At 57.9% G+C, this 10,923-nt stretch carries 12 protein-coding genes; 7 read left to right on the top strand and 5 right to left on the bottom strand.

Features of this window, described 5'->3' with window-relative positions:
• The coding region (locus VGL70_17135; GenBank protein ID HEY3305250.1) for a M3 family oligoendopeptidase at positions 1–1,600 on the bottom strand (1,600 nt) is incomplete at its 3' end.
• A 153-nt stretch (positions 1,601–1,753) separates the two neighbouring features.
• On the opposite strand from VGL70_17135, the gene VGL70_17130 reads away from it, so the two are divergent.
• Positions 1,754–2,464: a class II aldolase/adducin family protein gene (locus VGL70_17130; GenBank protein ID HEY3305249.1), complete on the top strand. Its 711-nt coding sequence runs from the start codon at positions 1,754–1,756 to the stop codon at positions 2,462–2,464.
• Positions 2,465–2,599: 135 nt separating this feature from the next.
• Positions 2,600–2,977, top strand: coding sequence for a hypothetical protein (locus tag VGL70_17125; protein HEY3305248.1), 378 nt, complete (start codon positions 2,600–2,602; stop codon positions 2,975–2,977).
• Between the two features lies 1 nt (position 2,978).
• On the opposite strand, the gene VGL70_17120 is transcribed toward VGL70_17125, so the two are convergent.
• Complete coding sequence (locus VGL70_17120; protein ID HEY3305247.1) at positions 2,979–4,289, bottom strand: M48 family metalloprotease; 1,311 nt, start codon at positions 4,287–4,289, stop codon at positions 2,979–2,981.
• Positions 4,290–4,522: 233 nt separating this feature from the next.
• Between VGL70_17120 and VGL70_17115 the strand changes: the two genes are divergently transcribed.
• The 5 genes from VGL70_17115 to VGL70_17095 all read left to right on the top strand — a co-directional run bounded on the left by VGL70_17115 (position 4,523) and on the right by VGL70_17095 (position 9,126).
• The gene (locus VGL70_17115) at positions 4,523–5,317 is read left to right on the top strand and encodes an enoyl-CoA hydratase family protein (protein HEY3305246.1); all 795 of its coding nucleotides are present in this window, start codon (positions 4,523–4,525) and stop codon (positions 5,315–5,317) included.
• Between the two features lie 11 nt (positions 5,318–5,328).
• The gene (locus tag VGL70_17110) at positions 5,329–6,492 is read left to right on the top strand and encodes an acyl-CoA dehydrogenase family protein (GenBank protein HEY3305245.1); all 1,164 of its coding nucleotides are present in this window, start codon (positions 5,329–5,331) and stop codon (positions 6,490–6,492) included.
• A gap of 68 nt (positions 6,493–6,560) precedes the next feature.
• Entirely contained in the window at positions 6,561–7,715 is a 1,155-nt protein-coding gene (acd, locus tag VGL70_17105) for a glutaryl-CoA dehydrogenase Acd (GenBank protein ID HEY3305244.1), read from the top strand.
• Between the two features lie 149 nt (positions 7,716–7,864).
• Complete coding sequence (locus VGL70_17100; GenBank protein ID HEY3305243.1) at positions 7,865–8,611, top strand: TIGR04255 family protein; 747 nt, start codon at positions 7,865–7,867, stop codon at positions 8,609–8,611.
• Positions 8,608–9,126, top strand: a complete 519-nt coding sequence (locus VGL70_17095) for a hypothetical protein (protein HEY3305242.1) — start codon at positions 8,608–8,610, stop codon at positions 9,124–9,126. Before VGL70_17100 ends, VGL70_17095 begins: the two co-directional genes overlap by 4 nt.
• Positions 9,127–9,495: 369 nt before the next feature.
• Here VGL70_17095 and VGL70_17090 read toward each other — a convergent pair whose 3' ends face one another.
• From VGL70_17090 to VGL70_17080, 3 genes are all read right to left on the bottom strand, one after another.
• Entirely contained in the window at positions 9,496–10,179 is a 684-nt protein-coding gene (locus tag VGL70_17090) for a CbtA family protein (protein ID HEY3305241.1), read from the bottom strand.
• Between the two features lie 36 nt (positions 10,180–10,215).
• Positions 10,216–10,416: a CbtB-domain containing protein gene (locus tag VGL70_17085; GenBank protein HEY3305240.1), complete on the bottom strand. Its 201-nt coding sequence runs from the start codon at positions 10,414–10,416 to the stop codon at positions 10,216–10,218.
• Between the two features lie 72 nt (positions 10,417–10,488).
• A partial coding sequence (locus tag VGL70_17080; GenBank protein HEY3305239.1) for an ABC transporter ATP-binding protein occupies positions 10,489–10,923 on the bottom strand: 435 nt, incomplete at its 5' end.

Here is a 10,923-nt window from a genome sequence, read left to right as displayed (position 1 = left end):
ACATGCGATAAAGCGCGAGAACCAAAAGCTGGCCGAAGACGTAGCTATAGCAGTAGAAGCGGCTGTGGATGAAGTGAGGAATGTAAGACCAGGCCCAGCGATACCCGTCGGGCACCTCGACTGCGTTCCCATAGTACGGTTTGTTGGATCCCATCCAAAGTTCACCGACCGCCTCGGGCGTCAACCTCCCAGCGCGGCGCTTGGCGAAAACGGCTTCTTCGAAGCGCGTGAGCACGTTTTGGCGGAAGACCGTGGCGAACATATCCTCGAGCTTGCCGGCGATGAGAGCAACCTGGACTCGAGGGTCGGTTTGCCGCTCGACCAGATAATCGAACACCAGCATCTCGCCGAACACCGACGCGGTCTCGGCCGTCGTCAGCGGCGTATCGTAGTTGAAATAGCTCTGCTTGCGGCTGAGGCTGCCGTGTAGGCCGTGACCCAGCTCGTGCGCGACGGTCATCACGTCGCGCAAATTATCGGTGTAATTGCAGAGAATATAGGGATGGAGCTTCGGCGAAGGCGAGGCGCAAAAAGCGCCGCCCCTCTTCCCTTTGCGGATCTCCGCGTCGATCCAGCGCTTGGCGAAAAACTCGGACGCCGTTTGACGAAAAACCGGGCTGAAAGCATCGAACGCCTCCAGAATCACCTCTCGCGCTTGTGCAAATGCGAAAGGCGTCAGCTCCTTTCCTACCGGAGCGTACTGGTCGTACAAGGCGAGATGGGGAAGGTCGAGTAGTCGCGCTTTGAGCTGAAAATAGTCGTGGGCGATGCCGTAGTTCGCCTCGGTCACGTTCATCATCCGGCGTACCGCCTCGCCGTCGATCTCGTTGACCAGATGCCGTTCGATCATCGGATCCGGATAGCGGCGCAGCCGGTCCATCGTCAAGTGGTCCTGGACAAGCGTGTCATAGATAAAAGTGAGCGTTTGTCCGTGTGTCGAAAGCTCCTGGTAAAGGGTGTCCATGGCTCTCCGCCTGACTTCCCGGTCCGACTCGTGCAGGAGCGCGAGAATCTCACTGAGCGTGAGCTCTTCCTTTTTACCGTCGCGTTCGAACGGAAAGACCAACGTGGACGTTATCTCGGAAAAGAGCCGGCCGAAGGCGTTTCTGCCGGTATTGTCTTTCTCGTTGACGATTTTCTCTTCGGGCTCGGAAAGCTTGTGGGGTCGAAAGCGGCGGAGGCTTTTAAGAAAATGCACGTAGCCTCTCAACGCCGGTTCGCTCATCAACCGTCCCGCCGTTTCATCGTCCAGCACGAGCCATTCCAGCTCGAAGAAGAGAAGCAGGTTTCTCACCTCGGTCACCCGCTGCTCGACCTTCTGCTCCAGGTCCTGGTATTCAGGCTTCGATGAGTCCGCTGAATAGAGCAGGCTGGAATAACTCGCGACCCGGCTGAGCGAGTCCTCGATCTCTTCCAATTCTCTAAGCCCATCGTGGAGTTCTTTCGGGGTGATTCGAGCGATCTTGCCGCGGAACCGAAGGCCGAAGCTCTCCGCTCGCGCGCGACACTCGCGGAGCGTGGCTTCGATCCGCGGGTCGTCGTGCGAGGCGAAAAGATCGCTCAAGTCCCAGCGGATGCCTTCGGCGCTGTTGCCGGCCATAAAAACTACTCTCTAGGTTGCTTCAAGTAACCATTTCTCCGCCGGACAGGCAAGCCGGCGCGATCAACTGTAAAATAAATTAACTCTGTGATAGGAGAGTCCAACGCACGCGCCGCGGACGGCGCCAAGTTTTAAAACCCAAAGGAGAAGTTCATGTCGGAGATGGATGATCTGAAAAAGAAAGTGGCGATGGCCTGCCGCATGTTGTTCGTCGCGGAGTTGGTCGATTACAGCGGCCACATCAGCGTGAGAATTCCCGGCACCGACCGTTTTTTGATTCACGGCCATCCGGTCAGCCGCTGCGAAGTGACGCCCGACGATGTCGTGACCGTAGACCGCGACGGCAAGCGAGTCGACGGCAAATGGAATCCGCCGTCAGAACTGCCGATGCACATCCGCACCTACCGCGCACGGGACGACGTCCAAAGCGTGGCTCATCTACACAACCGCATGGTCGTGGTGCTGAGCATGGCGGATCGACCGCTGATTCCCGCTTCCAATCCCGGCGCCTTGTTCGGCCCGGGCGCCATCCCGGTTTATCAGGACCCCACCCTCATCCACACCGACGAACAGGGCGACCAGGTCGCTCGAACCGTCGGAAAAGGCGACGCCGCTATCCTCCGCGGTCACGGATCGATCGTCGTCGGCCAATCGATCGAGTGGACCTTTGCCGCCTGTGTAGACTTGGAGGAGAGCGCCGCACGCCTCTGCCTTGCCTCCACGTTAGGACCGGTCAAATTTTATACCGACGACGAGGTAGCCCGGGTCGGCAAAGGTCGGAGAAAGCCTTCAGTCATCCAGAAAGTTTGGGACCACTATGTGGCGAAGGCTAAGCTGGCCGGGTTGATGGACGGTTTTGCCTGATTAACGTATTGTATTGCCTGGAATTTCGTATCCGAGCCCATTTCCGAGCGGTGAGCAAAGAATTCCGTTGAAATTTTAAACGGCTTGTGCTATAGGTATGTATTCTTTCGACTTTTTAGCACAAAAGGCTGTATAATGTACGATGATTTCTTAGCCCGGATCCTGGAACCGGATACCTGCCTGCCTTCCCAATTCTATGGCAACCGGGGTCTATCCCGCCAGCTCGAGGGCGAAAAGAGACTGATGATCGCGGTTTTTAAAGACGCCGTGGAGTGTCTTGAGAAATATCGCGGCTCCCGTAACAGCATGGGTCGGGAACTCTACCAAAATTCCCTGGAATGGATCGAGAATCAAGGCACGGAGTGGCTTTTCTCCTTCGATAATATCTGCGGGTTGTTGGGTTTCGATCCCGACTACACGCGAGGATTTCTGTTGAAGCGGGAGCAGAAGCTGGCCAGACCCTCATCCTCCAGGGGCAAGCTCTACTCGCTTTCCGCCTCTGCGGCGGAATAAATCATCTCCCCCTGGCTTTTAATCGATGCAGCTCTTCTTTTATCATCTGGCCGCGCGGCGAGTTGGGGCCAAGAATCTTTATCGCCCGCTCGAAATCCGCGATAGCTCTGGCATCCTCGTCTTGAAGTAGCATCGAGCGGGCCAGATAGTAATAGCCCTCGCCCGGGCGGTTCATTCTGCCGTAAGCCAGGCCCAAACGGTTGAACGCAACGGGCGACAGCGGAGCCAGATTGGTCGCATCGAGATACGCCCTCGCCGCGTCGCGCAGGTTGCCTTCGCGTTCGAACAATTCGCCCAAGTAGAAATGATTCAAAGCTTCACGCGGCTGAGCGCTCAGCGCGCGATCGAGCGCTTCGTGAGCGAGCTGGAACTCACCCATCTGGCCGTAAAGCCTCCCGAGGTCCCGATCGATTCCCGGCCGGCGCTGATCGAGCGCCCTCGCCTTCTCAAAATTCGCGCGTGATTCGGCCAGTTTTCCCTGAGACTGCTGCGCTAATGCGATAAAATGCCTCGCCTCGGCATTATCGGGGCTTTGGCCGGCGATCCTTTCGTATTCGTTTATGACCGCCGCCTCGTCGTGCCGCTCCAACCGCAGCATGACCTGGACTTTTTTGAGCGGGTCCGGTCCGTCCGAGCTGGGGCGCTCAACCCTCACCGAGCGAATAAGCAACTCCATGTTGGCAACGCGTTCCTGCGTCATGGGATGGGTCATGAGATAAGGCGGGATATCGGACTGGCTAATGGCTCTTTGTTGGTCGAGGGTTTTCATGAAGCCCAGGGCTCCCTTGGGATCGTACCCCGCCTGCGCCATGTACTTTACGCCGAGAGTGTCGGCTTCCATTTCCAATTGGCGGCTGAAAGCAAATTGGCGGCTCGCCGCAATGCCCTGGCTGATGGCTCCGGCGGCTTGACCGGCCGCTCCGCCGCGGGCAAGGATCATTCCCAGCATCCCCAAGATGCTTACGGGGTCCGGTCCCCCGGAAAGGCGCGCCAGATGGCGGTCTTTCGCGTGAATGATTTCATGGCCCATGACGGCGGCCACCTCGGCCGTGTTCTTCGCTCGCTCAAGCAGTCCGGTGTAAAAATAAATCGATCCGCCCGGCACCGAGAAAGCATTCAACTGCGAATCTTCCACGACAAAAAAGCGGTATTCGAAAGACTGCGGCCCCATCACCGACAGAAGCCTTCGCCCGACCTGGTCCACGTAGCCCTCGATTTCCGGGTGGTTCAGCAATTTTAGCTGCTTCTTGGCCTCGCGGCGGAACTGCCGGCTGATTTTCGTGTCTTCATCTTCCTGGATCGTATGCGCCACCGGCGCCTTCTGTGAAGACGGAAGGTACGAGCAGCCGGCAATCAGAACAGTGAGAAAGAGATGAGAGCCTCGATAAAGCATGAGTTGATTATAGAGAGTGCCCATAGGGGTCGCAACAGCAGGAAGGTTGACGCCGATCAACAGAGGTCCTAATGTGAACGGCGAATACGTGAAAGCATTGGAGTCATGGAGTATTGGACCCGTACTCCATCACAACAGAGGAGTCGTATCGTATGGCTTACGAAAATTTCATCTACGAAATCAAAGACGGCATCGCGACGGTGCGGCTGAACGATCCTGGTAAGCTCAATGCGCTCACCTTCAAGACTTACGAAGAGCTCGAACGGTTGACGCGAGAGTCGGCTGACGACGACGCGGTCAAGGTCCTGGTGCTGACCGGAGAGGGTAAAGGTTTCTGCTCAGGCGGCAGCGTGCACGACATCATCGCAAAACTGGTCAATATGAAAGGCGACTCGCTTTACCGTTTCACGCGCGCGAGCTGCGACGTCGTGAAGAACATGCGTAACTTGAAGAAACCGATCATCGCCGCAGTCAACGGCATGGCCGCCGGCGCCGGCGCCATGCTGGCGTTGGCGAGTGATTTCAGAATCGCGTCGGTTCACGCGAGATTTGCCTTTTTATTCGTCCGGGTGGGGCTCTCCGGCGCCGACATGGGCGCACTTCATCTGCTGCCGAGAATCGTCGGACAGGGACGCGCCACCGAGCTTTTGTTTCTGGGAGATGCCATCGACGCGCAGGAAGCGTGGCGCATCGGCTTGGCGAACCGAGTGGTGCGCCATGAGGATTTGATGAAAGAAGCTTACGCTCTGGCAGAGCGCCTCAAAGAGAGCCCGCTCTATGCTTTAGGCCTAACCAAGCAACTGCTCAATCGGGAAATGCAGATGGATCTCGACGCGGCCTTGGAAATGGAAGCGCGGGCACAGGCCATCTGCATGGAGACGGCGGATTTTCGCGAAGGCTATCGGGCTATCGTGGAGAAAAGAGCGCCGACGTTCAACCGTTCTTAGCGAGACAGGCGATGCTTCCGTACTTCGACAGCGAACACCTGCCGTTGCAGGAGCGGGCGCGCTCGTGGGCCGAGAAAATTTTCTCGCATGAACGCGGCGAAGACCCAGACGTAGAAAAGGCCTCGCGGCGGATCGTCGAAGAACTCGGCCGCGCGGGATGGCTCGGGTACGCAGTGCCGAAGAGCTTCGGCGGCGCGCGCGACAAAATCCAGGTGCGTGACGTCTGTCTCCTTAGAGAAGAGCTGGCTTACGCCTCCGCCTTGGCGGATACGATGTTCGCCGTTCAGGCGCTCGGGAGCTATCCGATCACGCTCGCGGGAACCGACGAGCAGAAATCCCGCCGTCTCCCTCCTATGGCGCGCGGCGAGATAATCGCCGCCTTCGCATTGACCGAGCCGGAGGCCGGCTCGGATGTCGCCTCCATCAGCACGCGGGCGGTGAAGCGCGGCCGCGAATATTCTCTGAGCGGCGTCAAATCCTTTGTCTCCAACGCCGGCATCGCTCACAGCTATGTCGTGTTCGCTTCGACCGATCCGGAAAACAGAGGAAAGGGTCTCAGCGCCTTTATCGTCGACGGCGACAGCCGCGGTTTCACGATCAAGGAAAAACTCCGGTTGTTATCGCCTCATCCCATCGGCGTTATCGCCTTGGAAAACTGCGTGGTGCCGGAATCGAATCTTCTGGGCCGCGAAGGAGACGGAATCAAAATCGCCTTCGCCACGCTCGACACGCTGCGCTGCACCGTCGGCGCGGCGGCCGTCGGCCTGGCGCGCCGGGCCCTGGACGAAGCGTTGCGTTACAGCCAAAAACGGCAGCAGTTCGGACAGAAGCTAGGACAATTCCAGGGCATTCAGTTCAAGCTCGCCGACATGGCCACCGAGCTGGAAGCCGCGCGCCTGCTCGTCTATCAAGCCGCCTGGGCGCACGATCGCGGCGAGGCGGATGTCAAAAAAGGCGCGTCGATGGCAAAGCTCTTCGCCACCGAGGCGGCGCAGAGAATCGTCGATCAGGCGCTGCAGATCCACGGCGGCATCGGCGTCGTGGCGGACACGCCGGTAGCCCGGCTTTACAACGACGTGCGTTCACTGAGAATTTACGAAGGAACCTCCGAGATTCAGAAGTTGGTGATCGCGCGCAGCCTGCTGAATTCGTCAGGCGTAAAGCGTGAGGGGTAAGGGGATTTCGATTTTCTCACGCCTAACCCCTAACCCCTTACGTTTTACGATTCCTGAGGAGGGGAACTATGGATTTTGAGTTGTCGGACGAATTAAAAGCGGTGCGCGATCTGGCCCGCGATTTCGCCGAGAAAGAGATCGCGCCCGGCGCGGCCGAAGACGACAAGCAACAGAGATTTCGCAAGGACCTGGCGGTTAAAATGGGCGACCTGGGTTTCTACGGCGCGGTGATTCCCGAGAGCTACGGCGGCAGCGGCCTCGGTTTTCTCGCGCTGTCGCTGATCACCGAGGAAATCGCCCGCGCCCATAGCGCGCTACGGGTTTACATCAACATGCAGGTCGGACCTGCGCTGACGCTGGTCCAGTTCGGCAGCGAAGAACAAAAGAAACGCTGGATACCGCCGCTCGTCCGCGGCGAAAAAATCGGCTGCTTCGCCATCACCGAGCCGGACGCGGGATCGGACGTCGCCGCGATGCGGACAACCGCGACGCGGAAGGACGGCTCCTATCTTCTCAACGGCACGAAGATCTGGATCTCCAACGCCCCGGTGGCGGACAGCGCTCTCGTCTACGCTTACACCGACAGGGCGCAAAAGCATCGCGGCATGTCGGCCTTCATCGCCGACCTCAACCAGCCCGGCGTCAGCCGCCGCGCGCTTAAAACCATGGGAGCCCATGCCTCGCCGATCGGCGAGCTGACGTTCGAAAACTTCCGTCTGCCGCCGGAAAATCTCATCGGCAAAGAAGGCGACGGATTTAAAGTCTGCATGTGGCAATTGAACCAGACGCGGCTCAACTGCGCCGGCGGCGCGCTGGGCGTGGCGCGGGCGGCGCGCGAGGCGGCGGTCGCTTACTGCAATCAGCGCGAGCAATTCGGCCAGAAGATCGGCCAATTCCAGATGAATCAGGATCTGATCGCGCAGATGATCGTCCACGAAGAAGCCGCGCGCCTGCTCGTCTACCGCGCCGCGTGGCTCGCCGATCAAAAGCGGCCGAACAACCTCGAAGTATCGATCGCGAAATACACCGCGGCCGAGGCCGCGGCGTTCGCCGCCGACGCCGCGCTCCGCATTCTCGGCGCCTACGGCTACTCGACGGAATTCCCGGTGGAGCGCTATCTCCGCGACGCCAAGTCGTATCAAATCGTCGAGGGCTCCTCGAACATCCAGAAAATGATCATCGCCCAGGACGCCCTGGGCACCAGGAAGGCGAACCGCTCGTGACACCGGCCTAAACGACTTCTATTTTTGACTATTGGCAAGGGCTTCGTTGGTGAGCGATATTGCTCCGGATCTTCTAACGAGTGGTTGACACAGGTGGGATAATCGGATTACGTAGCGCAACAATTCTTCCATGATTTGACAGGAATAAGATGCCCGCTCCTAGACACTTGCGAAACGCCCCTATAACAGAGGCGATAATAGATTTTCGGATTAAAGCACGGCCGGACCTAAACGCAGAAGATTTTGGGAATGTTAAAAACCGACTGTCAACGCGGCTACCAAAAACAGAAGAACTCCGTGGCATGCAAGCAATGATCAAAGTCCTCAAGGGAGAAGGACAGGCGCCCCTCGTTCAGGACCTTGGTCTTCAGGGATATTTGTTTAAGAGCGAAGACGAAAAACTCATAGGGCAATTTCGCGTGGACGGTTTTACCTTTAATCGACTACGGCCTTATACGAGCTGGGAGGACATTTTTCCACGGGCGATGGAATTGTGGCGCCTCTATTTAGATGTCGCCAAGCCTCTAGCCGTTACTCGACTTGCTGTGCGCTACATTAATCACGTTCCACTTCCTCTCGGAGCGGAGAAATTCGAGAATTACCTGAGAGTCGCCCCGCTCGCTCCCCCTGAATTGCCTCAATACGTCAGCAGCTTTCTCACAAGAGTCACTATTCACAATCCAGAGGATGCTATCGCAGCGCATGTTACGCAAGCCTTGCAACCGACCACTGACGCGCAAAAGTTCACTGTCATTCTTGACATTGACGCCTATAAAGAGGCAGAATTCTCTCCTGAAGATCCAGCGATCGAGCGGACCTTTAACCAGCTTAGAGCGTTCAAGAATTTGATTTTCTTTAATAGCTTGACGGACGAAACCTTGAGGCAATTCGAATGAGTATTGCCGATGCCGCACCGATAGGCGCCTTTGCCACTCTCCCATGGGTCGACCGGGGACTCAGCGCCGAAGCCCGGGCGTTACGCAAGTTGACCATCACGGTGGCTGAGTTTCGCGGTAGTGTGGCTCTGGGGGAACCCAAGCGCGCGGCTCAGGAGGCGCTTGACGCCGCGTACATTGCAGCCCAAGGGGACGATTGGGATGGAATGGGTTCTGCACGGGTCGTGCCCAGTACCCACGCGTACGCAAATCAGTTCTTGCAGATCTTGCCCGATGGTCTCCCGGTTCCTGATATTTCAGTCGATACGGATGGCGAGATTTTATTTGAGTGGGATCGCGGCCCACGGCAAATCTTCACCGTCAGTGTCGGTAGAGACGGGACGCTGACGTTCGCCGGTTTGCACGGTCACAGGAAAATCCATGGTACGGAACATCTTCGCGAGGCTCTACCGCCGGGTATTGCGGATTGGATTCAAAACGTTACCGCACAGCCTACCAACGGAGCCAACGGCTGACGAAGTCGCCACTCGGTACCTACACCAAGAGGGTCATTTCGCCGCTTCCAGCGGGCGTGTCAAACCCCGAGCATTTCATCCGGCACGAGGTGACCGCAAGACCTCGGTATTCCGAATATCCGGTCTCAGCGAAAAAAAGGTATGGCAACTAGGAGATATTTACGTGACACCGGATGTGAAAAGAACCATTTTGGCACGCGCCGATGTATTGGTAACTCACGTACGAAGCGTCGGCTTGCAGGTAGAGTCGGATGAGCCTCCACCACGTCATGCAAATATTGCAAACTGGGCGTTGGAGAAAGATCGCTGGATGTCTCAGGCCCAGGAGCTTGCAGTCTTAGCAACTCTTCGGCTACCGACCAAGTCAAGTTAATCACGCGTTCTGCAGAGCCACCAGAAGATAGAGGCCATGGCTCCCCACAGCAGGGCCTGTCCGTATAGCGACAGGCCGCGGAAGGTATCGACCAGTTCCGCAGGCGCTTTGACCGGATCGGGATTGGGCGGCAGAGCCACGAGGAGCAACATCAAATACATCGCGTAGAAATTCACAACGATGATCCAAGGGAAAGCGCCCGGACCGGTCCAGCGCTTAATCGCGATCGCCAAAACTACCCCCAAAAAAGACAGCGCTGCACAGGCAAGAAAAATTTCCTGTCGATAACCGATCGTTTCCGCCTCACCGACTCCCGGCGGGTTGGCGGGATATTTCAGCAAAGGAAAAATACCCGCCGACCACCCGAGCAGCGCGGCGAACAAAAACCCCTGTTGCGCGTAGCTCATCCCGGCGAACCACGGCCTTGCCGCATAGACGAGGAGACCGACGAAGAGCCCCGAAGCGCCGCCGTAGAGAAAAAAGCCGAGGAAGAGCCCGAATTTCTGAGCTGGACGGCCGACCGCCGCCTCGTGCCGCGGCGATGATGAATGCGCGCGCTCTTCCAGTTCGACGGCGCGATCGATAACCGGCTCGGTGAAAATCCAATGAAAGCCGGCGGAAAGCGTCCCGGCCATCAAGCCGGCGATGATCGCCGACCGAAGCAGATCCTTGAGAGGCATCGCGCGTTGACTCGGAACCCGGAACTCGAAACGACTCTAATGGCAGGGGAAGCCGGCGGCGTGGCGCGCGTCATGAACGGCTTCGTGGATCAGATTGACATCGAAGGCGGCGGGGCCCTGAACCAAAGAGAAGAGAAATCCCTGGTCGAGCGCCACGACGTAGAACGCGAAGAGACCGAGCAACGTGAGTCCCGCGAAAATCCATTCCTCGCCGCGTGCTCGAACCGCCGCTTCCATAGTGCCCTCCGTCTGAGCGCTTCTTTCTACGTGCTCTTTAACTTCAACGCCATCTTTTTGCAAGCTCGATTTCTAAATGCGTAAGAAGACTTGCGGCCGTTCCCGCGAGGCGTCCATTTCGACCCGAACCTGGACGCCGTACACTTCTTCTATGTTTTTCTCACTGAGAACCTCCCGCGCCGGACCATCGCGAAAAATCTTCCCGCCTGAGAGCATCGCCAGTCGCGGGAAGAAAAGCGCCGCCAGGTTGAGGTCGTGAAGCGCGGCGACGATGGTCAAGCCGCGCTCGCGGTTAAGCCGCCGCAACAGGTCGAAAACCCGGACCTGGTGTTTGAGATCGAGAAACGCCGCCGGCTCGTCCAGTAAAAGAATCTCCGGCTCCTGCGCCAGCGCGCGTGCGATCATCACGCGCTGCTTCTCGCCGCCGGAGAGCTCGTGCAGATAGCGGTCCGCGAGCGACGCCGTCTCGGTCGCCTCCAGGCTCTTTCGCGCCGCCTCCAGGTCTCT

The organism is Candidatus Binatia bacterium (genome assembly GCA_036504975.1).
Classification (GTDB): Bacteria; Desulfobacterota; Binatia; order UBA9968; family UBA9968; genus JAJPJQ01.
Note: the sequence above shows the minus strand (reverse complement) of the source record. Positions and strands in the feature narration are given on the sequence as shown.